Genomic DNA, 23,114 nt, shown 5'->3' on the forward strand with positions numbered 1-23,114 from the left:
CTGATTGTGGATTCCCCATCGGGGGTCGGGTGGTCTAGAGGGTGAAGCCGCGGTCGGTGGGCCGCACGGGCGACGGCAGTTCCGTCTCCCCTTCAAGGTACCGGTCGACGGCGGCGGCCGCAGCCCGGCCCTCGGCGATGGCCCAGACGATGAGCGACTGGCCGCGCCCCGCGTCGCCCGCCACGAACACGCCCGGCTGGGCGGTCTCGTAGTCGCGACCGCGATCGACGTTGCCGCGGGCATCGAAGGTGACGTCGAGTTGCGAGCCGAGTTCGTGCTGCTCCGGGCCGGTGAAGCCCATCGCGATGAGCACCAGGTCGGCCGCGATCTCACGCTCCGTCCCGGCCTTGGGGATGCGGCGTCCGTCGATGTACTCGGTCTCGGCGACCCGGAGCGCACGCACCTCGCCGACCTCGTTGGCGAGGAATTCGACGGTGGACGCGAGGAACTGCCGGTTGCCGCCCTCCTCGTGCGCGCTGGAGACCTCGAACACGGTGGGATCCATCGGCCACGGCTGGTGCTCGGGCCGGCCGGTCGACGGCTGGATGCCGATGGCGAGATTGGTGACGGATGCCGCCTGCTGGCGGTGCGCCGTGCCGATGCAGTCCGCCCCGGTGTCGCCGCCGCCGATGACGACGACGTGCTTGCCCTCCGCGGTGATCTGGTTCTCGACCCTGTCGCCCGCCCCGACGTGGTTGGACTGGGTGAGGTACTCCATGGCGAAGTGCACGCCGGGCAGGTCGCGACCGGGGATGGGCAGGTCGCGCGGCAGCAGCGCTCCCGTCGCAACCACGACGGCGTCGTACCGGGCACGCAACTCGTCCCAGGTGATGTCGACGCCGATGTCGACGCCGGCACGGAAGCGGGTGCCCTCCGCGGTCATCTGGGCCAGACGGGACTCGAGGTGGCGCTTCTCCATCTTGAAGTCGGGGATGCCGTAGCGCAGGAGTCCGCCGATGCGGTCGTCCCGTTCGAACACCGCCACCGTATGGCCGGCGCGGGTGAGCTGCTGCGCGGCTGCGAGGCCGGCCGGACCGGAACCGACGACGGCCACGGTCTTGCCGGTCAGGCGTCCGGGCGGCTGCGGCTGCACCCATCCGTTCGCGAAGGCCTGGTCGATGATCGAGACCTCGACCTGCTTGATGGTCACAGCGGGCTGGTTGATGCCGAGCACGCAGGCCGACTCGCACGGAGCCGGACACAGCCTCCCGGTGAACTCGGGGAAGTTGTTGGTGGCGTGCAGGCGCTCGATGGCCGCGTGGCCCTCGCCCCGGAAGGTGAGGTCGTTCCACTCGGGAATGAGGTTGCCGAGCGGGCAGCCCTGGTGGCAGAACGGCACCCCGCAGTCCATGCAGCGTCCGGCCTGGCGGCGCAGCTGGCCGGAATCGCCCTGCTCGTAGACCTCTTTCCAGTCCATCAGGCGCACGGGGACCGGGCGGCGGGCGGGCAGCTCTCGTTCCGTGACTTTCAGGAATCCCTTGGGGTCAGCCACCGGTCACCTCCAGGATGCGGGTCCAGACGACGTCGCCGTCGGGGTCGAGCCCCTCGGCCACGGCGAGATTGCGGGTCTCGAGCACCGCGGCGTAATCCCGCGGGAGCACCTTGGTGAAGCGGTCGAGTGCGGCATCCCCCTCGGCGAGGAGGCCGTCAGCGAGAGCCGAGCCCGTCTCCAGCGCGTGCTGGCGCAGCAGGTCGAGCACGATCTCGCGATCGGCGCTGCCGAGGGGAAGAAGCTCGAGCTCACCGCTCGCGAGCGAGTCGGCGTTGACCCGTGCCGTCACGAGGTCGTGGATGTACGCGGTTCCGCCCGACATGCCGGCGCCGAGGTTGCGGCCGGTCTCCCCGAGGATGAGCGCGAGTCCGCCGGTCATGTACTCGAGGGCGTGGTCGCCGACGCCCTCCACCACCGCGGTCGCTCCGGAGTTCCGCACCAGGAATCGCTCGCCGACGGTTCCGCCGATGAACAGCGTTCCCTGGGTAGCCCCGTAGCCCATCACATTGCCGGCGATGACGTTCTGCGCGGGGTCGAAGGTGCTGGTGCGCGGAGGACGGATGACGATCTGCCCGCCGGAGAGTCCCTTGCCGACGTAGTCGTTCGAGTCGCCCTCGAGGCGCAGGGTGATGCCATCGGGCATGAAGGCGCCGAGCGACTGGCCGGCCGACCCCGACAGCTCGACCGTGATCGTGCCGGCCGGCAGCCCGTTCTCGCCGTGGCGCTTCGTGACCTCGTGGCCCAGCATGGTTCCCACGGCCCGCTCGGTGTTGCGGATGGGCAGGGAGATCGACACGGGCGCGCCGTGGTCCAGCGCGTCCGCCGCACGCCGGATGAGCTCGTTGTCGAAGTGCTCGGCGAGCTCGTGGTGCTGGGGTCGGGCGTTGCGCCTCGGCTCGGCGTCGGCGAAGTCGGGGCCGACGAGGATGGGCGCGAGGTCGAGACCCGCGGTCTTCCAGTGCTCGACGGCGCGGTTGACGTCGAGCAGGTCGCGGCGCCCGACGGCCTCCTCGAGGGAACGCAGTCCGAGCTGGGCGAGGTACTCGCGCACCTCCTGCGCGATGAACTCGAAGAAGTTCACGACGTACTCGGCCTTGCCGCTGAACCGTTCGCGCAGGACGGGGTTCTGGGTGGCGACGCCGACGGGGCAGGTGTCGAGGTGGCACACGCGCATCATGATGCAGCCCTCGACGACGAGCGGAGCGGTGGCGAAGCCGAACTCCTCGGCCCCGAGCAGAGCCCCGATCACGACGTCCCTTCCGGTCTTCAGCTGGCCGTCCACCTGCACGACCACGCGATCGCGCATGCCGTTGAGCATCAGGGTCTGCTGCGTCTCGGCGAGCCCGAGCTCCCACGGCGTTCCGGCGTGCTTGAGCGAGTTGAGCGGGCTCGCGCCGGTTCCGCCGTCATGACCGGAGATGAGGATGACGTCGGAGAGCGCCTTGGCGACGCCAGCGGCGACGGCGCCGATGCCCGATTGGCTCACGAGCTTGGTGTGCACGCGGGCACTCGGGTTGGACCGCTTGAGGTCGAAGATGAGCTGCTTCAGGTCTTCGATGGAGTAGATGTCGTGGTGCGGCGGCGGGGAGATCAGGCCGACTCCGGCCGTCGCATGCCGGGTGCGCGCCACCCACGGGTAGACCTTGGTGGGCGGCAGCTGGCCGCCCTCACCGGGCTTCGCGCCCTGAGCGAGCTTGATCTGCAGGTCGGTCGCATGGGTGAGGTACATGCTCGTCACGCCGAACCGGCCGGATGCGACCTGCTTGATCGCGCTGCGGCGCTCGGGGTCGAGCAGGCGGTCGAGGTCCTCTCCCCCCTCCCCGGTGTTCGACTTGGCGCCGAGCCGGTTCATGGCGATCGCGAGGGTCTCGTGCGCCTCCTTGGAGATGGATCCGTAGCTCATCGCCCCGGTGGAGAACCGCTTCACGATGGAGGCGACGGACTCGACCTCGTCGATGGGCACGGGCGTGCGCGCGGAGCTCAGCGCGAACAGGCCGCGGAGGGTCATCAGCTGTTCGGCCTGGTCGTCGACCAGCTGGGTGTATTCGCGGAACACGTCGTAGCGTCGCGTGCGGGTGGCGTGCTGCAGGCGGAACACCGTCTCGGGGTTGAACAGGTGCGGGGACCCGTCGCGCCGCCACTGGTACTCGCCGCCCGTGTTGAGACGTTCGTGCGCCTTCACGGCGGCGTCCGCCGGGTAGGCCGTGGCGTGCCTGGCGAGGTTCTCCGCGGCGATCACGTCGATGCCGACGCCGCCGAGCTTGGAGGTGGTTCCGGTGAAGTACTGCGCGATGAACTCGTCGGACAGCCCGACGGCCTCGAACGCCTGGGCCCCCGCGTACGACGCGATCGTCGAGATGCCCATCTTCGACATGATCTTCAGCACGCCCTTGCCGAGCGCCTTGATGACGTTGGCCACCGCCTTCTCGGGACTGACCCCCTGGATGACGCCCGAGCGCACGAGGTTCTCGCAGGTCTCCATGGCGAGGTACGGGTTGACGGCGGCGGCCCCGTAGCCGACGATCAGCGCGACGTGGTGCACCTCGCGAACGTCACCGGCCTCGACGAGCAGCCCGACCTTCATGCGGGTCTGGGCGCGGATGAGGTGGTGGTGCACGGCGCCGGTCATGAGCAGGGACGGGATGGTGGCCAGGTCGCTCGTGGAGTCGCGATCGCTCAGCACGATGTACTTGGCTCCGCCCGCGATCGCCTCGTCGACCTCGGCGCACATCTCGTCGAGCCGGCGCACCAGTCCCTCGGGCCCGTCCTCCACGCGGTAGAGGCCTCGAACGGTGGTCGTCGTCCGCGACCCGGGCGACGGATCGATGTGCTGGATCTTGGCGAGCTCGTCGTTGTCGATCACGGGGAAGGTGAGCGAGACCTGCTCGGCGTGCTGCGGTCCGGCGACGAGCAGGTTGCGCTCGGGACCGACCGACGTTCCGAGCGACGTGACGACCTCCTCGCGGATGGAGTCGAGTGGCGGATTGGTCACCTGCGCGAACTGCTGGGTGAAGTAGTCGAAGATCAGCCGCGGACGGTCGGAGAGCACGGCGATCGGAGTGTCGGACCCCATGGCTCCGAGAGGCTCTGCACCGTTCCGCGCCATCGGGGCGAGGAGGATACGCACCTCTTCCTCGGTGTAGCCGAACGTGCGCTGTCGACGCACGACCGAGGCCGGCGGATGCACGATGTGCTCCCGCTCCGGCAGGTCGGACAGCGCGATGCGTCCCTCTTCCAGCCATTCGCCCCACGGCTCGGCTGCGGCGAGGTCGGCCTTGATCTCGTCGTCCTCGATGAGCCGGCCGGCCTCCGTGTCGACGAGGAACATGCGACCGGGCTGGAGTCGACCCTTGCGCACGACCTTGGCCGGGTCGACGTCGATGACGCCGATCTCGCTGGCCAGGACGACGAGTCCGTCATCCGTCACCAGGTAGCGACCCGGGCGCAGGCCATTCCGGTCGAGCGTGGCGCCCACGAGCGAGCCGTCGGTGAAGACGATGGCCGCGGGCCCGTCCCAAGGCTCCATGAACATGGAGTGGTACTCGTAGAACGCCCGGCGGGCGGGGTCGATCTCGGTCTGCTTCTCCCACGCCTCGGGAACCATCATCATGATGGCGTGCGGAAGCGAGCGGCCGGTGAGCTGGAGCAGCTCGACGACCTCGTCGAAGGATGCCGAGTCGCTGCCGCCCGGCGTGACGATGGGCAGAAGCGGCGAGAGGTCGCCGATGAGCTCGGACTCGAGCTGCGACTGCCGCGCGCGCATCCAGTTGCGGTTGCCCTGGATGGTGTTGATCTCGCCGTTGTGCGCGATCATGCGGAACGGCTGGGCGAGGGGCCAGGACGGGAAGGTGTTCGTCGAGTAGCGCGAGTGCACCAGTGCGAGCTTGGAGACGAATCGCTCGTCGGAGAGGTCGGGGTAGAACGGCTCGAGCTGGAGGGTGGTGACCATGCCCTTGTAGACCACCGTGCGGCAGGAGAGGGAGGCGAAGTACACCTCCAGACCGCGCTCGACCCGCTTGCGCAGGCGGAACGCCTGACGATCCAGGGCGATCCCCGACACGGGCCCATCGGTGTCGTCGGTGCGTGCGCTTCCGAGGAACAGCTGCTGGATGGCGGGCATCGCCGCGCGGGCGAGCGAGCCGAGGCCCTCCGGGCGCACCGGCACCTCGCGCCAGCCGAGCACGACGAGGCCCTCCTCGGTGGCGAGCCGGGCGATGGACCGCTTGACAGTACTGCGCTCGGTGGGGTCGGTGGGCAGGAAGGCATTGCCGACGGCGTAGGCGCCGGCGGCCGGGAGAGCGAACTCGGTGACAGCGCGGAAGAACTCGTCGGGGATCTGCGTGATGATGCCGGCGCCGTCGCCGGTTCCGGCGTCGGAGCCGATCGCCCCGCGGTGCTCGAGGTGACGCAGAGCGTCGAGGGCCTGTTCGATGATGTCGTGACCGGCGGTGCCGCGGAGCGTGGCGACCATGGCTAGTCCGCAGGCGTCCTTCTCGTCGGCGGGGTCGTAGAGACCCTGCCGTGACGGAGTGGTGCCGAACCGGGAGAAGACTGGCGTGAGTGCCATGGAGACCGCCCTCAGGAATTCTGGTGGAGGCGGGACGACATCGGCCCGATGGGATCAGAGCACGGACCCGCTGATGGGGATCGTGGCGTGCAGAGGATGTACGGGGTTGCCCGGACCTAGCGTTGCGAACCGGTGGTGCTTGTGGCTCCGGCCTCGCGCGGAGCGCCCGCCGGGGCCTCATCGCCCGAACCGACCGCATCCGTGTCGGACGAGTCTAGCGCAGCACGGTCGCCCTCCCCGTCTGTGACGACGTACTCGTCGGGGTCGAGCGGCGGCGTCCACTCCTTGCCGGGGCGGTACGGAGACAGCTCTAAACCGGGGTGCCGCCGGCGCTGCACGAGGATGATGACGACCCCGAGCAGGATGGCTCCCCACGCCGCCCAGATGTTGGTGCGCACGCCAAGGAAGATCTCACTCGGGTCGAGGCGGATGGCTTCCAGCGGCCAGCGGCCGAGTCCGTACCAGATGAGGTAGAACCCGAACGCCTTGCCCCAGCGCATGGTGTACCGGCGCTCGAGGAAGAACACCAACACGGCGATGCCGATGACGTTCCAGATGATCTCGTAGAGGAAGGTCGGCTGGAAGAGCGTGCCAGCCGGGAGGCCGACAGGGAAGGCGGCGTTGTCCTTCTCGATCTCCAGACCCCACGGCAGCGTCGTCGGCTGGCCGAACAGCTCGTGGTTGAACCAGTTGCCGAAGCGACCGAGCGCCTGGGCGGCGAGGAGGCCGGGCGCCAGGGCGTCGGCGAAGGACCAGAACCGGATGCCGGTGATGCGGCAGGCGATGTAGACGCCGATTCCACCACCGATGAGCGCTCCGAAGATGGCGCCTCCGCCGTTCCAGATGCGGATGACCTCCCACGGGTCGGCGCCCGGGAAGAAGTAGTCGTTGGGGTGCGTGAGGACGTGGTAGGCCCGGGCCCCGACGATGCCCAGCGGGACGGCCCAGATGGCGATGTCGAGGACGATGCCCGGCTCGGCACCGCGCTTGGTGAGGCGACGGCTGGTCCACACGGTGGCCACGATGATTCCGGCGAGGATGCACAGCGCATAGCTGTGGATCGGGATCTCCTGGCCGTTGAACCAGGGGATGTGGATCGGCGTCGCCCACTCGGGAGGCGGGCTCGGGATGCTCAGGGGGGCCATCACCGTCTGGGGTACCTTTCTCACGCGCTTCCGGCAGGTGCCGACGCTGCGGTCGGCTTCTCGCCTCGGGTCACATTACAGCAGTCGACTACGCGGAACGTGCCAGCTGCTTGCCGGTGGCCAGCTCGGCGGCGAGCTCGCCCGCTGCCTCGACGCCGCCGTCGCCGAGCGCCTTCACGATGGCCGAGCCGACGATCGCACCATCGGCGTATTCGAGCACCTCGGCGACCTGGGCAGCCGTGGAGATGCCGATTCCGACGCACGTGCTGTCTGCACCCTGCTCGCGCAGGCGACCGACGAGACCGCGAGCGGCCTGATCGACGTCGGCTCGGGCGCCGGTGATGCCCATCGTCGATACGGCGTACACGAATCCCCGGCTGGCCTCGACCGATCGCCGCAGTCGGGCATCCGTCGACGAGGGAGCCGCGAGGAACACCCGATCGAGTCCCACGCGCTCCGACGCGTCCAGCCACGTCGACGCCTCGTCGGGGATGAGGTCGGGCGTGATGAGGCCCGCCCCTCCCGCCGCGGCGAGCTCGTCGGCGAACCGGTCGACCCCGAACTGCACCACGGGGTTCCAGTAGGTCATGATGAGGATGGGGGCGGACACCTGCTGGGCGATGGCCTGCACGGCGGTGAAGCCGTCGCGGAGTCGGAAGCCGTCGGCGAGAGCCCGCTGGGTAGCCGCCTGGATGACCGGCCCGTCCATGACGGGGTCCGAGTAGGGCAGGCCGAGCTCCAGGATGTCCACGCCGTTCTCGACGAGCGCGACGGCGGCGTCGATGGAGCCGCCGAGGCTGGGGAAACCCACCGGGAGGTAACCGACGAGCGCACCGCTGCCCGCATCCACTCGAGCGCGGATGGTGCTCGCCGTCGCACTGGTGGCGGTCATGACTGGCGCGCCCCCTCGTCGATGAGGTCGAAGTACCGGGCGGCGGTCTCCATGTCCTTGTCTCCGCGTCCCGACAGGTTGACGAGGATGGTCGCGTCTGGCCCGAGTTCACGGCCGAGGTCGAGGGCGCCTGCGAGAGCGTGCGCCGACTCGATGGCGGGGATGATGCCCTCGGTCCGGCTGAGCAGCCGGAGCGCCTGCATGGCGGCGTCATCCGTCACCGGTCGGTACTGGGCGCGATGGATGCTGGCGAGCCAGGAGTGCTCCGGCCCCACCCCGGGGTAGTCGAGGCCGGCGGAGATCGAGTGAGACTCGACGGTCTGGCCGTCCTCGTCCTGCAGGAGGTAGCTGCGCGCGCCATGCAGAACGCCGGGGCGGCCGACGGTGATGGTGGCGGCGGTGCGAGGCGTGCCCGCTCCCTCTCCCCCGGCCTCGAAGCCGTAGAGCGCGACATCCTGATCGTCGAGGAAGGCGTGGAAGATGCCCATCGCGTTCGACCCGCCGCCGACGCACGCGGCGACGGCATCCGGGAGACGGCCGGTGAGCGCGAGCACCTGCTCGCGGGCCTCCTCGCCGATGATCTTCTGGAAGTCGCGCACCATTGCGGGGAACGGATGCGGACCCGCGACCGTCCCGAAGATGTAGTTGGTGTGCTCGACGTTGGTCACCCAGTCGCGGAGGGCCTCGTTGATGGCGTCCTTAAGGGTGCGGGAGCCCGCCGTGACGGGGATGACCTCCGCGCCGAGCAGCCGCATCCGGGCGACGTTGAGGGCCTGACGCTCGGTGTCGACCTCGCCCATGTAGATGACGCACTCGAGGCCGAACAGGGCGGCGGCCGTGGCGGTGGCGACGCCGTGCTGGCCCGCACCGGTCTCGGCGATGACCCGGGTCTTGCCGATGCGCTTGGTGAGGATGGCCTGGCCGAGCACGTTGTTGACCTTGTGCGAACCGGTGTGGTTGAGGTCCTCGCGCTTGAGGATGATTCGGGCGCCGCCGGCGTGCTCGGCGAACCGCGGCACCTCCGTGATGACCGACGGCCGGCCGACGTAGTTGGTGAGGAGTTCGGTCAGTTCGGCCGCGAAGGCGGGGTCGTTGCGCGCGACCTCGTACGCGGCCGAGAGCTCGTCGAGCGCCGCGATGAGCGACTCCGGCACGAACCGGCCGCCGAACTCGCCGAAATACGGTCCGGCTTCGGTGCGAAGGGACATCAGACCTCCCTGAATCGTCGGAGGGTGGACACGGGGTCGCCGCCGGTGACGAGCGCCTCCCCCACGAGGACGACATCCGCTCCGGCTGCACGGTAGTGGGCGACATCCGCCTCGCTCGTCACGGCGGATTCCGCCACCCGGATGGCACCTGACGGGATGCGCGCCGACAACGACCCGAACAGGTCGCGATCGAGTTCGAACGTGGAGAGGTCGCGGGCGTTGACGCCGATGAGCGTCGCGCCGATATCGGCGGCGCGGGACACCTCGTCGGCGCTGTGCGCCTCGACGAGAGCGGTCATGCCGAGGTCGGCCACGAGGTCGTGCAACTGAGAGAGCAGCGGCTGCTCGAGGGCGGCCACGATGAGCAGCACGATGTCGGCGCCGGCCGCTCGGGCCTCGAACACCTGGTACGACGTCGCGATGAAGTCCTTGCGGAGGACGGGGATGCCCACGGCCGCACGGACGGCACGGAGGTCATCGAGAGAACCGCCGAACCGGCGCTCCTCGGTGAGCACGCTGATGGCGCTCGCTCCGCCGCGCTCGTAATCGCGGGCGAGTGCCGCGGGATCGCTGATGGTCGCGAGGGCGCCACGAGAGGGGCTGGCCCGCTTGACCTCCGCGATGATGCGGACCTCGTCGATCGGAGCGAGCGCCGCGAGAGCGTCCAACGCGGGCGCGCGCCCGGCCGCCAGGCGCTCGAGGTCGGCGATCGGGAGATCCGCCCGCCGGCGCTGCGCGTCTTCGACCGACCCCGCCGTCAACTCGGCGAGAAGGCTCAATGCCCCGAGGCGGCGACCTTCGAGCCGCCGACGCCGTAGCCGGAGCGCGAGAGGATCCAGCCGACGATGGCGCCGATGACGAGGAGGACGAAGGATGCCCACACCAGCCAGACGACGGTGAAGAAGAAGGCGATCGTGCCGATGGTGACGGCGACCAGCATGATGATCACGGCGGTCCAGGCGGCCGGCGAGTGTCCGTGGCCGGGCTCGAGGGTCTCTGCGCTCATGGTTCTCCTTAAGGGGCGTCTCGAGGGAAGTCTATCGGGTGGCCGTGGGGTCGTCGCCGCGGGAGAGCTCGTCCCACTCGTCGACGGCGCGGTCGCGCGCGGGCTGTTCGGCGGGCTCGGGCGCGGCGGCCGCATCCGGATCCTCGAGCCGCACCGCCTGGTAGCGCCGCGAGGAGGCCGGCCAGGCGCGCGCGGTGACGATGACGGCCAGGCACGTGAGCGCGAGCAGCGCACCGGCCACGATGGCGAGCACGGGCCACGCGGTCGCCGTGGTGGAGGCGACGAGGTCGTGCACCGACGAGTCCCCCGCCACCCCGGTCGCGTGCGTCACCACCGAGGCCCCCGCCGCGACGGGGTCGGAGAGGGCGACGGATGCGGCGAGCACGATCGAGCCGCCGAGCACGACGCCCAGAATGCCGAGCACGATGCGGATGAGCGGCCCGGCGATGGCGAGTGCCGCCGCGAGGGCGAGGGCGGCGAAGCCGAGAGCGCTGAGGGCGGGAGCGGCGATGGCGCCGCTGACCGTCAGGTCGTTGCTGCCGCCGGCCGCACTCGGTACACGGAGGGTGAACCACGGCTGGGACGCCGCGACGAGCGCGATGGCCGTCGCGACCAGGACGACGACGATGGATCCGTACTTCAGGCGCTTCACGGTGCGTCCACCCGCGACATGGCGTTGGCGATCGCGACGGCGCGCAACGGAGCGGCGGCCTTGTTGTGGGACTCCGCGAACTCCGTCGCCGGGTCGGAGTCGGCCACCAGGCCGGCGCCGGCCTGCACCCGCGCGATGCCGCCGCTGATCAACGCGGTGCGGATGGCGATGGCCAGGTCAGCGTCTCCACCGAAGCCGAAGTAGCCCACCACTCCCCCGTAGATGCCGCGCTGGGCGGGTTCGAGCTCGTCGATGATCTCGAGCGCGCGGGGCTTGGGCGCGCCGGACAGGGTGCCTGCCGGGAAGGTCGCCCGGAAGGCGTCGACCGCTGATCGTCCGGCGTCGAGGTCGCCCTCGACGCTGGAGACGATGTGCATGATGTGGCTGAAGCGCTCGACCCGCATGAATTCGGTCACCTCGACGGAGCCGGCGACGCACACGCGCGACAGGTCGTTGCGCGCCAGGTCGACGAGCATGAGGTGCTCGGAGCGCTCCTTGTCGTCGGCGAGCAATTCCGTCTCCAGCTCGGCGTCGTGCTCGGGGGTCGCGCCGCGCGGGCGGGAACCGGCGATCGGATGCGTGAATGCCCGACCGTCCTGCACCTTGACGAGCGACTCCGGCGACGACCCGACGATGGCGTACGGCTCTCCCTCGGGCGTCTCGAGGCTGAGCAGGTACATATACGGGCTCGGGTTGAGCACCCGCAGCACGCGGTAAACCTCGAGCGGCGCGGCGGTGACCGGCTGCTCGAACCGCTGCGAGATGACCACCTGGAACACGTCGCCGTCGCGCACGAACTGCTTGGCGTGCTCGACGGCCGCCTCGTAGTCGGCTCGGGGGGTGTTGGAGTGCGGTTCGACGGCGATCGAGAGGTCGACGGATGCCAGCCCCGGTTCGGTAGGCGCGGCGAGTGCGACCTGGAGGGCGTCGAGGCGCGCCTGAGCCTGCGCCCACAGCTCGTCGTCGCCATCCGTTCCGTCAGCGAGCACATTGGCGATCAGCGAGACCGTGCCGAGCCGGTGGTCGATGACGACGAGGTCCGCCACGAACACGAAGGCCTGGGCGGGCACGGCGAAATCGGCGGGTGGCTGATCGGGAAGGTTCTCCAGCTGGCGCACCGACTCCCAGCCGACGAAGCCCACGAGTCCTCCGGTGAGCGGAGGGTGCCCGGGGATGGGAGGGGTCTGCCACCGCTCGTAGAGCGCCGCGAGGGCGTCGAGGGGTGCGAGGTCGGCTGCGTCGCCGAGGATGCGCTGCGCCGATGCCGTCTCGGCCATCCAGCCGACACCGTCGCCCTGCTGCGTCAGCACCCCGAAGGCCGAGACGCCGACGAACGAGTAGCGCGACCAGATGCCGCCCTGTTCGGCGGACTCGAGCAGGAAGCTGCCGGCGCGGCCGCCGGTCAGCTTGCGGTAGATGCCCACGGGGGTCTCGGCGTCGGCGAACAGCTCGCGCAGCACGGGGATCACCCGATGGTCGGCGGTGAGCGCATCGAACTGCGCGCGGGTGGTCGTCGCGCTCATCGCTGGTCCAGCACGACGGGAGCGAGCGGGTCGACGTCGAAACAGCTGTGCGCCCCCGTGTGGCAGGCCGCGCCGACCTGGTGCACCTGCACCAGGACGGTGTCCCCGTCGCAGTCGAGTGCCGCGCCGCGCACGTACTGGACGTTGCCGGACGTGTCGCCCTTGCGCCAGTACTCCTGCCGCGAGCGCGACCAGAACGTCACGCGTCCCTCGGTGAGGGTGCGCCGCAGGGCCTCGGCATCCATCCAGCCCATCATGAGCACCTCGCGGGTGTCCTCCTGCTGGATGATGGCCGGAACCAGTCCGGCTGCGGTGAAGCGCGTTCGGGTGAGGATGTCGTCGATGTCCATCAGCGCACCGTGATCCCTTCGTCGGCCAGGCGGGCCTTGACCTCGCCGATGGTCATGACGCCGTCGTGGAAGACGCTCGCGGCGAGCACGGCGTCGGCTCCCGCACGCACCGCCGGGGCGAAGTCGTCGACGGAGCCCGCACCCCCGGATGCGATGACGGGCACGGAGCTCTGCGCGCGCATGGCGGCGACGAGGTCGAGGTCGAACCCGGTCCTGGTGCCGTCGGCGTCGATGGAGTTCACCAGCAGCTCGCCGGCGCCGCGCTCGATGGACTCGCGCGCCCACTCCAGCGCGTCGATGCCCGTCTCGGTCCTGCCGCCGTGGGTGGTGACGACGAAGCCGGACTCGGTGCCGGCACTGCGCGTGACGTCGAGCGAGAGGACCAGCACCTGGGCGCCGAATCGGTCGGCGATCTCACCGAGCAGCGCCGGGCGCGCGATGGCGGCCGAGTTGACCCCCACCTTGTCGGCTCCGCTGGCGAGGAGGCGCGCGACGTCCTCCGCCGATCGGACCCCTCCGCCGACGGTCAGCGGGATGAACACCTGCTCGGCGGTCGCGGCCACCACCTCGTAGGTCGTCGCACGGTCGTCGACGGTGGCCGTCACGTCGAGGAAGGTGAGTTCGTCGGCGCCCTGCTCGTAGTACCGGCGCGCGAGCTCCACGGGGTCGCCGGCGTCGCGGAGGCCCTGGAAGTTGACGCCCTTGACGACTCGCCCGGCGGAGACGTCGAGGCACGGGATGACGCGGACAGCGAGACTCATCGAATGCCCCCGCTCACAACCGCGCCGCGTGGATGGTGGTGACGAGGATGGCCCGCGCGCCGAGCTCGTAGAGCCGGTCCATGACCTCGTTGGTCTCCTCGCGCGGGATCATCACCCGCACCGCGGCCCACTCGTTGTCCGCGAGCGGCGAGACCGTCGGCGACTGCATGCCCGGTGCGATCCGGCAGGCCTCGTCGATGTTCTCGAGACGGATGTCGTAGTCGACCATCACGTAGGTACGGGCGACCAGCACTCCCTGCAGTCGGCGCAGCAGCGTGTCCGCACCCGGCTTGGGCGCACCCGAGTCGACGAGCACGGCGGTGGACTGCAGGATGACGGGTCCGAAGATCTCCAGGCCGGCCGCTCGCAGCGTGCCGCCCGTGGACACGACGTCGGCCACGGCATCCGCAACGCCCAGTCGTACCGCGGACTCGACCGCTCCGTCCAGCGGTACGAGCGTGACCGAGACCCCCTGATCGGCGAGGAAGGCGCCCACCAGACCGGGATAGCTGGTGGCGACCCGCACGCCCTCGAGGGCGCTGAGCTGCGCGAACCGGCCGGGCGCCCCCGCGAAGCGGAAGGTGGAGTCGCCGAACGAGAGCTCCGCGACCTCTCGGGCAGGCGACCCGGAGTCGAGCAGCAGGTCCCGCCCGGTGATGCCGATGTCCAAGGCGCCCGAGCCGACGTAGGTCGCGATGTCGCGGGGCCGGAGATAGAAGAATTCGACGCCGTTGCGCGGATCGGCCGCATGCAGCTCGCGGGTGTCGCGGCGACCGCTGTAACCGGCCTCGGAGAGCATCTGGATGGCGGACTCGGAGAGCGAGCCCTTGTTGGGCACGGCGATTCTCAGCATGGACGGGATTCCTTCTGGCACGTGGGACGACATGGGTGAGCGCGGACGATCACAGATGTCGGTACACGTCGACCGGGGTGAGGCCCTTCGCGACCATGAGCACCTGGAGGTGGTAGATCAGCTGCGAGATCTCCTCGGCGGTCTCCTGATCGGACTGGTACTCGGCGGCCATCCACACCTCGGCGGCCTCTTCGACGATCTTCTTGCCGATGGCGTGCACACCGGCGTCGAGCTCGCGGACGGTGCCGGAGCCCTCGGGCCGGCTCGTCGCCTTCTCGGCCAGTTCGGCGAAGAGGTCGTCGAAAGTCTTCACCCGGTCAACGTTACCGGTGCAGGTGCGGATGTGACGCCGCCGCTGCACGCAGCGCGAGGATGGCCTCATCGGGATCATCGGCGGTGAACACGGCCGATCCGGCGACGAACGTGTCGGCCCCCGCCTCGGCCGCGATGGCGATGGTCTCGGCTGTGATGCCGCCGTCGACCTGCAACCAGATGTCCGCGCCGCTCTCGCGCACCGCGTCGGCGAGCGTTGCGAGCTTGGGCATGGTCGAACGGATGAAGCTCTGTCCGCCGAAGCCCGGCTCGACCGTCATGACCAGCACCTGGTCGAATTCCTCGATCATCTCGAGGTAGGGCTCGACCGGCGTGCCCGGCTTGATGGCGAGACCCGCGCGAGCACCGCGATCGCGCAACGACCGCGCGAGCACGATGGGCTCGCTGGCGGCCTCGACGTGGAACGTCACCGAGAACGCCCCGGCCTCGGCGTATGCCGGGGCCCACCGATCGGGGTCGTCCATCATCAGGTGCACGTCGAGTGGAATGGGCGAGACCTCCTGCAGACGGGTGACCATCTGCAGGCCGAACGTGAGGTTGGGCACGAAGTGGTTGTCCATCACGTCCACGTGCACGAGATCGGCGTTCCGGATGCGTCCGAGCTCGTGCTCGAGATTGGCGAAGTCGGCGGCGAGGATGCTCGGGTTGATGCGCGTTGGCATGCCATCAGGCTAGCGGCCGCGCTGGCGCGCCCACGCAGAGGATGCGCAGCGAGGTCTCGCAGAATGGTGGGGTGCGCACTCTGCTGAACATCATCTGGCTCGTCCTCGCCGGCTTCTGGCTGTTCCTCGGCTACCTGGCCGTCGGCGTGCTGTTGTGCGTGCTCATCATCACGATCCCGTGGGGCATCGCGTCGCTCCGCATCGGCGCCTACGCGTTGTGGCCGTTCGGTCGCACCATCGTCGCGAAGCCGACGGCAGGCGTCGGATCCTTCCTCGGCAACGTGGTCTGGGTCGTCCTCGCGGGATGGTGGCTCGCGCTGGCGCACATCGTCTCGGGCGTCCTGCTGTGCGTCACCATCATCGGCATCCCGCTCGGCATCGCCGACTTCAAGCTCGTGCCGATCTCGCTCATGCCCCTCGGAAAGGACATCGTCTCCACTCGCGAAGGCGGGTTCGACAGAGCGGTCGTCCCCGCGCGCTGATCGGCGCCGCGGCGTTCGGGGACGTTCCAGCGATTGCGAACGGCTCCGCGCTCTCCAACGGCTCAGCGTTTTCCAACGGCTCAGCGTTTTCCAACGGCTCAGCGCCTTCCAACGGCTCAGCGTTTGCGGAACAGCGAGATGAACATCGCATCCGTGCCGTGGCGGTGCGGCCACAGCTGGGCGGTGAGGCCGTCGCCGCCGAAATCCACCTCGTCGAGTGCGACGTCCGCCACTGCCGAGCGCGCATCCAGCTGCTCCACGGCGTCCGGATGCCGCGCTCGAGCCCCTCGGACCGTGCCGACCGTCTCGCCGAGGTGCGGGGAGCAGGTGACGTATGCCAGGATCCCGCCGGGCTTCAGGGCGTCGACGGCCGAGTCGAACAGTCGTCCCTGCAGGTCGCCGAGTTCGGCGACGTCGCCGGGGGTCTTGCGCCAGCGCGCCTCCGGGCGGCGACGAAGCGCGCCGAGGCCCGTGCACGGCGCATCGAGCATGATGCGGTCGAACGACTCGGGTTGGTTCTCACCCACGGTCGTCCCGTCGAACTCGGTCACGGTCACCTCGCCGGGCACTGCCGCGAGAGCGGACCGGACGAGCTCCGCCCGTGCGGGAACCAGCTCGTTGGCGGTGAACATGGCTCCCGCGACGCGCGCCTCGGCGGCGAGCAGGGCGGCCTTGCCGCCGGGACCGGCGCACAGGTCCAGCCAGTGCTCCCCCGCCGCGACGGGTCGTGCCGCGACGAGCGCGAGCGCGGCGAGCTGCGAGCCCTCGTCCTGAACTCGCACCGCTCCCCCCGTCTCCCGTGTGACCCGGGCCGGGTCGCCTCCGGCCCAGACGCGGCCGTTGGGCGAGAATCGATCGGCTTCGCCAAGGGCGGCGAGCGTTTCGGGTGGAAGGAGGCCGGTGAGGGCGACGAGGTTGACCCGGGGGGCGACGTTGTCGGCGGCGAGCAGCTCCTCGAGTTCGCTCTCGCGTCCCTCGGCGGCGAGGGCGCTGCGGAAGGCCCGCACGATCCAGGCGGGGTGCGACCAGCGCAGGGCGAGCTTCTCGTCGGCATCCGTCTCCTCGGCGATGACGGCGTCCTGCCATTCCTGCAGGCTCGACCGGCCGATGGTGCGCAGCACCCCGTTCGAGAAACCGGCGGCCGACCGTGAACCGTTCTGGCGCACCAGTTCGACGGACTCGTTGACGGCGGCGTGCGCGGCGACGCGCATCGAGAGCAGCTGATGGGTTCCGAGGCGGAGCGCGTCGAGCACGGGCGCGTCGAGCTCGCCGATCGGACGGCCGGCGGTGAGTTCGATGACCCGGTCGTAGAAGCCGCGCATCCGGAGGGTGCCGTAGGTCAGTTCGGTGGCGAGGCCCGCGTCGGCCGGTGAGAGTCGAGCCCGCTCGAGCCGTACGGGCAGAAGCAGGTTGGCGTAGGCGTCGCTGTCACTCACCGCCCGGATGACGTCGAAGGCGATCTGTCGAGCCGGCTGGATCCGGACGGCCGGGGCGTTCACTCCGCCACCGCCTCGTCGACGGGGACACCGCGCCACCAGTCGGACGCCGCCATGGGCTGCTTACCGGCCGGTTGCACGCGCAGGAGGTGCAGGGCTCGCGTGGCCGTTCCCGCGAGCACGCGGCGGCCGGCGGCCCGGATGGCGCCGGGGCGCAGCTCGGTCGAGGCATCCGCCGCGTCATCGTCAGAGGGTTCGATCGGACGGGCCTCCAACACCTTGACGCGCACTCCGTCGACGGTCGTGAACGCACCCGGCTCGGGGGTGACCGCGCGGATGCGAGCATCCACCGCCTCGAGGGGCAATGACCAATCGATGCGGGCGTCGTCGAGCGCGAGCTTGGGCGCCAGGGTCACCTCTCCGTCCTGAGGGACGGCGGTAGCTGAGCCGCCGGCCAGCTCGTCGACCACGCGCGTCAGCAGCGCCGCGCCATCCTCGCTGAGGCCGTGCAGCAAGCTTCCCGCCGTGTCGTGGTCATCGATCGTGCGCTCGACGACGCCGTAGACGTCACCGGCGTCGAGTTCGGGGACGAGGCGGAACACGGCAGCTCCCGTGGCGCTGTCACCAGCCGCGATCGCACGTTGTACCGGCGAGGCGCCCCGCCAGCGCGGGAGCAACGAGAAGTGCAGGTTGACCCAGCCGAGCCGGGGCGCGGAGAGAAGGGGCTCACGCACGAGGCCGCCGTAGGCGACCACGACGCCGAGGTCGGCGTCCAGCGCCACCAGCCGATCGGTGACGGCTTCGTCGAGACGATTCGCCTTGACGACGTCGAGACCGAGGTCGTCGGCGGCCGCAGCGACGGGCGACGGAGTGAGCACGCGTCGGCGCCCGAGCGGTGCGTCTCGGCGCGTCACGACGGCGACGATGTCGTGGCCGGCATCGACGAGGGCATGCAGAGAAGGGACGGCGACGTCGGGAGTCCCGGCGAATATCAGTCTCATGGGTGCTACAGGATCTCCGGGTCGTCGAATCGTACTCTGAGTGTAGGCGTGGAGCGCCCGCGGGCTGCGGCCGGGCCCTTCCGTCGACGGGTCGCCGCTGCGATGACGGCGGCGCGCAGTTCGCCGGCAGCCGCTGCGCCGGCGGCGTAGTCCAGCCGCACGATCGCGCGCACCTGTTCGTCACCGGTCGGAACGGGACCGAGCACATCCACGCCCGAGAGGTCCTCGATCGCGGTCATGGCCGCCGCGACTCCGACCGGCGTTCCGGTGACGGATGCCACGCGCACAGCGGGCGGGAACCGCAGCTCCCGGCGGTCGTCGAGCTCCGCCTTCGCCCAGGCCGCCTGCCGCCAGCTGCCGAGGGCATCGGCGACCGGCCCGCTCGCACCCGCGAGAAGCACGGGGGCGCCGGGCGTCGCGAGCGCAGCCGCGTTCGACCACCAGCGCAGGCAGTCCTCCCCGACGCGCAGTGACTCGCGCGAGAGCATCCGCTCGCCGTCGAGCAGGACCACCGCTCGGTAGCCGCCCACGGCGATCGGCTCGGCGCCTCGGGTCGCGATGACGAGCGCGGGGGTCGCCGGCACCTGCAGCACGGTGTGGTCGCCGTCGGCGATGATGATGCGGACGCCGGGAAACGCCCGTCCGAGCTCCTCGGCCGTGCGCGCCGATCCGACGGCGCCCGACCGCATCCGTGTTCCGCCGCAGTTGTCGCAGTGCCAGTCCGTCGCCAGCGCCCCGCACACCCGGCACGACGGGGCGGCACCCGCGCGCGGGATGCCGAGCGGTCCGTGGCAGCGCGCGCAGTGCGCGGCCTGGCCGCACGACGCGCAGGCCAACCACGGTGCGTAGCCGGGGCTGGCGACCTGGAGCAGCACCGGTCCCTTCGCGAGGGCATCCCGGGCGGTGCGCCACGCCGTGGAGGGGATGCGTGCGGCGCGCGCGGCTGGTTCGTCGTCAGACTGGCGTGCGGTCGGCACCACCTTCGGTCGACCCGAGCGGGGCGGCTCGACCGAGTCGAGCCAGCCGATCTCGACGAGTCGCTGCGCTTCGACACTGCGCGTGTTGCCGAGCAGCACGAGACTCGAGCCCTCGTTCTCCTGCCGCACGAGGGCGGCATCCCGGGCATGCACATAAGGCGCGAGCGGCTCAGCGTAGAGCGGATCGCCGTCGTCCCAGATGGCGATGAGGCCCGGCTCCGTCACCGGGGCGTAGACGGCCGAGCGGTTGCCGATGGCGACCACCGGGGCCGGCTCGAGGCAGCGCAGGTAGGCGGCATAACGCTCGGCGTCCGGCCTGCGGGCGTCGAGCAGGGCGATTGATGCCGGCGGGAGGAGCACGGCGACCGCCGCCTCGAGTTGCGCCTGGTCGCGGAAGTCGGGCACCAGCAGCACCGCGCTCCGGCCGGCCGCGATGGTCGCCGCGGCGAGTTCGGCCAGGGTGATCGCCCAGTGCCCGACCTCCGCGCCGCCGGGCAGCCGAACCGTGCGCGGAATCGCCGACACAGCGAGACGCTCGCCCCGAGCGAGGCGCTCGAGGGTGCCATCGGGGTATCCGGTCAGCGCCGGCGCGTCGACCGTCTCGGGCACACCCCGTTCAGCAGCCAGCCAGCGGTTCTCCACCCGGGCCTGCCGGGGTGGGATGGCGACACGCAGCACGTCGCCGGCGCTGCCGGCCGCACGGTCGGCGAGTTGGCGCGCGAGCCGCCAGAGGTCCGGCGGCAGCACGGGCGCCAGCGAGACGACCCGTTCGAGCTCGGCGAGTCGGCCGCCGAACTCGCTGTCGCCGGGCGTGACGAGCTCGACGACGTAGCCCGACACGGTGCGCCCCCCGAACGGCACGCGCACACGCACGCCCGGGACGAGGCCCTTTGCGAGGGCTGCCGGTACCGCGTAGTCGAACAGGCGGTCGAGCTGAGGCAGGGGCGAATCGATCGTGACACGGGCGATGGATGTCGGCGCCTCGGGTGCATCCGGGGTGGCCGGCGCCTCCGCATCGCCCATGTGCGCTCCTACAGGCTGGCCGCGCTGCGGAGGTCGTCGACGCGGTCCGTGCGCTCCCAGGTGAAGTCGGGCAACTCTCGGCCGAAGTGACCATAGGTCGCCGTCTTGGCGTAGATCGGGCGCAGCAGGTCGAGGTCGCGGATGATCGCCGCGGGCCGCAGGTCGAACACCTCGCGGATGGCGCGGGTGATGTCCGCGTCGGGCAGGTGCCCGGTGCCGAAGGTCTCGACGTAGAGCCCGACGGGCGCCGCCTTGCCGATGGCGTAGGCGATCTGCACCTCGAGACGATCGGCGAATCCGGCGGCCACGGCGTTCTTGGCGACCCATCGCATCGCATAGGCCGCCGACCGGTCGACCTTCGACGGGTCCTTCCCGCTGAACGCTCCGCCGCCGTGACGGGAGGCGCCGCCGTAGGTGTCGATGATGATCTTGCGTCCGGTGAGACCGGCGTCGCCCTGCGGGCCGCCGATCTCGAACCGACCCGTGGGGTTGATCAGCACGTTGAGGTCATCGAGGCCGAGGTCCACCGATTCGAGGACGGGGCGGATGACGAGCTCCTCGACCTCGGCCCGGAGCTTCTCCGTGCTGACGAGTGGCGAGTGCTGGGTCGAGAGCACGACGGTCTCGATGGTGCGGGGCACGCTGCCCTCGTAGCCGACCGTCACCTGCGTCTTGCCGTCGGGACGGAGGTAGTCCACCAGCCCCTCCTTGCGCACCTGGGCAAGCCGCTCGGACAAGCGGTGGGCGACCCAGATCGGCAGCGGCATCAGCTGGGGCGTCTCGGTGGTCGCATAGCCGAACATGATGCCCTGGTCGCCGGCGCCCTGACGGTCGAGGTCGTCGACGCTGGACTGCTCGCGACTCTCGTAGGCCGCGTCGACGCCTTGGGCGATGTCGGGCGACTGCGAGCCGATCGAGATGGAGACGCCGCACGAGCGCCCGTCGAACCAGACGTCGGATGAGGTGTAGCCGATGCCCGTGATCACGTTGCGCACGATCGCCGGGATCTCGACGTAGCCCGACGTGGTCACCTCGCCGGCGACGTGCACGAGGCCCGTCGTGACGAGTGTCTCGACGGCGACCCGGGAGTTGGGGTCGACGGAGAGGAGGGCGTCGAGGATGGAGTCCGAGACCTGGTCGCAGATCTTGTCGGGATGCCCTTCCGTGACGGATTCGGACGTGAACAGGCGAAGGTCGCTCATGGTGCCCCGTTTCTTGTGTGACGAGCGTCATGGTTCGGCAGCCGCATCCGATGCGACGGCCTCGGGCTCAGTCGAGCGCGAGGATGGCGTCGAGAATGCGGTCGGCCACCGACGTCTTGCTGCCGGAGGCCTCGCTCACTATATCTCCGGAGCGATTCACCACGACCACGTCGTTGCCGTCTGTGGCGAATCCCTGCGCCCAGCCCACCCTGTTGATGACGAGCAGGTCGGCGCCCTTGCGGGCGATCTTGTCCCGCCCGATCGCGAGCAGCGCATCGCGGTCGGCCTCGGTCTCCGCGGCGAAGCCCACGATCACCTGTCCGTCGCGGCGCGCGGCCGCTAGTCCCGCCAGGACATCGGGGTTCTTGACGAGCACCAGCTCGAGCGTCTCGCCCTGCTGGTCCTTCTTGATCTTGGCGTCTCGCACCTGGTCGGGCCGGTAATCGGCGACCGCGGCCGCCATGACGACGATGTCGGCGGATGCCGCAGCATCCGTCATCGCGGCCTCCAGCTCGAGGGCGGTCCCCGTCTCGACGAGGCTCACCCCGTCGGGGGCGGCCACCTCGAGGTGCGCGGCGACGAGCGTGACCGCAGCGCCGCGAGCGGCAGCAGCGGCCGCGATCGCGACGCCCTGCTTGCCGCTCGAGCGGTTGCCGAGAAAGCGCACCGGGTCGAGCGGCTCGCGCGTTCCCCCGGCGCTGACCACCACGCGACGACCGGCCAGGTCACCGGATGCGCCCCGCTTCGCGGTGGCATATGCGGCGAGGGCGGCCTCGACGATCACGTCGGGCTCCTCCATGCGACCGGGGCCCGAATCCTTCCCCGTGAGCTGGCCGACGGCCGGTCCGACGACGACGACCCCCCGACGCCGGAGCGTGGCGATGTTCTCGACCGTCGCCGGGTTCTGCCACATCTCGGTGTGCATGGCCGGCGCGATGACCAGAGGGGCTGTGCTGGCGAGGATGGTGTTGCCGAGCAGGTCGTCCGCGAGGCCCGCGCTGATCTTCGCGATCGTGTTGGCGGTGGCCGGAGCGATGACGATGAGGTCCGCCGCCTGACCGAGCGCGACGTGGCGCACCTCGGCGACACCCTCGTAGAGGTCGGTGTTCACCTCGTTGCGGCTGATCGCCTCGAGGGTGGGGCGGCCGACGAAGCGGAGGGCCGCATCGGTGGCGACGACATGGACGGAATGGCCCTGCAGCACGAGTGCGCGCACCACGTTGACCGCCTTGTACGCGGCGATCCCCCCGGCGATTCCGACGACGACGTTCAGTGCCATCGGACGATCGTCACTCGGCGATCGGCTTGATCTCGAGCTTGTCCTCGTTGATCTCGTGCATCGCCACGGAGAGCGGTTTGTCATCGATGTTCGAGTCGACCAGAGGGCCGACGTTGTCGAACAGGCTGCCGTCGTGGAGGTCGGCGTAGTAGTCGTTGATCTGCCGGGCGCGCTTGGACGCGAAGATGACGAGCTGGTACTTCGAGTCGACCTTCGAGAGGAGGTCGTCGATGGGCGGGTCGATGATGCCGGTGAGCTTGTCAGCCATGA

The 23,114-nt window shown here is 70.3% G+C and carries 21 protein-coding genes; 1 reads left to right on the forward strand and 20 read right to left on the reverse strand.

The features are described from left to right. Positions 1-34 precede the first annotated feature (34 nt). From E6C70_RS04255 to rpe, 14 genes are all read right to left on the reverse strand, one after another. Positions 35-1,492, reverse strand: a complete 1,458-nt coding sequence (locus tag E6C70_RS04255) for a glutamate synthase subunit beta (protein WP_136422556.1) — start codon at positions 1,490-1,492, stop codon at positions 35-37. Continuing rightward, entirely contained in the window at positions 1,485-6,059 is a 4,575-nt protein-coding gene (gltB, locus tag E6C70_RS04260; protein WP_136422558.1) for a glutamate synthase large subunit, read from the reverse strand. The genes E6C70_RS04255 and gltB overlap by 8 nt, the downstream gene beginning before the upstream one ends. 116 nt (positions 6,060-6,175) lie before the next feature. After that, complete coding sequence (gene lgt / locus E6C70_RS04265) at positions 6,176-7,204, reverse strand: prolipoprotein diacylglyceryl transferase (RefSeq protein ID WP_136423726.1); 1,029 nt, start codon at positions 7,202-7,204, stop codon at positions 6,176-6,178. A gap of 88 nt (positions 7,205-7,292) precedes the next feature. After that, positions 7,293-8,096: a tryptophan synthase subunit alpha gene (gene trpA, locus E6C70_RS04270; protein WP_136422560.1), complete on the reverse strand. Its 804-nt coding sequence runs from the start codon at positions 8,094-8,096 to the stop codon at positions 7,293-7,295. Then, positions 8,093-9,304 (reverse strand): tryptophan synthase subunit beta, encoded by a 1,212-nt coding sequence (gene trpB / locus E6C70_RS04275; RefSeq protein ID WP_136422563.1) that lies wholly within the window; start codon positions 9,302-9,304, stop codon positions 8,093-8,095. The genes trpA and trpB overlap by 4 nt, the downstream gene beginning before the upstream one ends. Continuing rightward, complete coding sequence (gene trpC / locus E6C70_RS04280; RefSeq protein ID WP_136422565.1) at positions 9,304-10,083, reverse strand: indole-3-glycerol phosphate synthase TrpC; 780 nt, start codon at positions 10,081-10,083, stop codon at positions 9,304-9,306. Before trpC ends, trpB begins: the two co-directional genes overlap by 1 nt. Then, complete coding sequence (locus tag E6C70_RS04285; protein WP_136422567.1) at positions 10,080-10,310, reverse strand: DUF6704 family protein; 231 nt, start codon at positions 10,308-10,310, stop codon at positions 10,080-10,082. Before E6C70_RS04285 ends, trpC begins: the two co-directional genes overlap by 4 nt. 31 nt (positions 10,311-10,341) lie before the next feature. Further along, complete coding sequence (locus E6C70_RS04290; protein ID WP_136422569.1) at positions 10,342-10,962, reverse strand: Trp biosynthesis-associated membrane protein; 621 nt, start codon at positions 10,960-10,962, stop codon at positions 10,342-10,344. Then, positions 10,959-12,485: an anthranilate synthase component I gene (locus E6C70_RS04295; RefSeq protein ID WP_136422571.1), complete on the reverse strand. Its 1,527-nt coding sequence runs from the start codon at positions 12,483-12,485 to the stop codon at positions 10,959-10,961. Before E6C70_RS04295 ends, E6C70_RS04290 begins: the two co-directional genes overlap by 4 nt. Then, on the reverse strand, positions 12,482-12,835 hold the full coding sequence (hisI, locus tag E6C70_RS04300) for a phosphoribosyl-AMP cyclohydrolase (protein WP_136422573.1): 354 nt from the start codon (positions 12,833-12,835) through the stop codon (positions 12,482-12,484). The genes E6C70_RS04295 and hisI overlap by 4 nt, the downstream gene beginning before the upstream one ends. Then, positions 12,835-13,596, reverse strand: a complete 762-nt coding sequence (hisF, locus tag E6C70_RS04305) for an imidazole glycerol phosphate synthase subunit HisF (RefSeq protein ID WP_136422575.1) — start codon at positions 13,594-13,596, stop codon at positions 12,835-12,837. The genes hisI and hisF overlap by 1 nt, the downstream gene beginning before the upstream one ends. A 13-nt stretch (positions 13,597-13,609) precedes the next feature. Beyond that, positions 13,610-14,449 (reverse strand): ATP phosphoribosyltransferase, encoded by an 840-nt coding sequence (hisG, locus tag E6C70_RS04310; RefSeq protein ID WP_136422577.1) that lies wholly within the window; start codon positions 14,447-14,449, stop codon positions 13,610-13,612. A 49-nt stretch (positions 14,450-14,498) separates the two neighbouring features. Then, entirely contained in the window at positions 14,499-14,762 is a 264-nt protein-coding gene (locus E6C70_RS04315) for a phosphoribosyl-ATP diphosphatase (RefSeq protein WP_136422579.1), read from the reverse strand. Positions 14,763-14,772: 10 nt separating this feature from the next. Beyond that, positions 14,773-15,444, reverse strand: a complete 672-nt coding sequence (gene rpe, locus E6C70_RS04320; RefSeq protein WP_136422581.1) for a ribulose-phosphate 3-epimerase — start codon at positions 15,442-15,444, stop codon at positions 14,773-14,775. Between the two features lie 71 nt (positions 15,445-15,515). Between rpe and E6C70_RS04325 the strand changes: the two genes are divergently transcribed. Then, positions 15,516-15,926 (forward strand): YccF domain-containing protein, encoded by a 411-nt coding sequence (locus tag E6C70_RS04325; protein WP_136422582.1) that lies wholly within the window; start codon positions 15,516-15,518, stop codon positions 15,924-15,926. Positions 15,927-16,042: 116 nt separating this feature from the next. On the opposite strand, the gene E6C70_RS04330 is transcribed toward E6C70_RS04325, so the two are convergent. The 6 genes from E6C70_RS04330 to rpoZ all read right to left on the reverse strand — a co-directional run bounded on the left by E6C70_RS04330 (position 16,043) and on the right by rpoZ (position 23,112). After that, complete coding sequence (locus E6C70_RS04330; protein WP_235833264.1) at positions 16,043-17,425, reverse strand: RsmB/NOP family class I SAM-dependent RNA methyltransferase; 1,383 nt, start codon at positions 17,423-17,425, stop codon at positions 16,043-16,045. Next, entirely contained in the window at positions 17,422-18,363 is a 942-nt protein-coding gene (fmt, locus tag E6C70_RS04335; RefSeq protein ID WP_136422585.1) for a methionyl-tRNA formyltransferase, read from the reverse strand. Before fmt ends, E6C70_RS04330 begins: the two co-directional genes overlap by 4 nt. A gap of 5 nt (positions 18,364-18,368) precedes the next feature. Then, positions 18,369-20,363 (reverse strand): primosomal protein N' family DNA-binding protein, encoded by a 1,995-nt coding sequence (locus E6C70_RS04340; protein ID WP_136422586.1) that lies wholly within the window; start codon positions 20,361-20,363, stop codon positions 18,369-18,371. Between the two features lie 8 nt (positions 20,364-20,371). Next, complete coding sequence (gene metK, locus E6C70_RS04345) at positions 20,372-21,565, reverse strand: methionine adenosyltransferase (RefSeq protein ID WP_136422587.1); 1,194 nt, start codon at positions 21,563-21,565, stop codon at positions 20,372-20,374. A gap of 67 nt (positions 21,566-21,632) precedes the next feature. Next, positions 21,633-22,838 carry a bifunctional phosphopantothenoylcysteine decarboxylase/phosphopantothenate--cysteine ligase CoaBC gene (gene coaBC, locus E6C70_RS04350; protein ID WP_136423730.1) on the reverse strand — a complete coding sequence of 402 codons (1,206 nt, stop codon included), beginning with the start codon at positions 22,836-22,838 and terminating at the stop codon, positions 21,633-21,635. A gap of 16 nt (positions 22,839-22,854) precedes the next feature. Then, entirely contained in the window at positions 22,855-23,112 is a 258-nt protein-coding gene (gene rpoZ / locus E6C70_RS04355) for a DNA-directed RNA polymerase subunit omega (RefSeq protein WP_136422590.1), read from the reverse strand. Positions 23,113-23,114 lie beyond the last annotated feature (2 nt).

This window comes from Orlajensenia flava (assembly GCF_004801905.1).
GTDB lineage: Bacteria > Actinomycetota > Actinomycetes > Actinomycetales > Microbacteriaceae > Orlajensenia > Orlajensenia flava.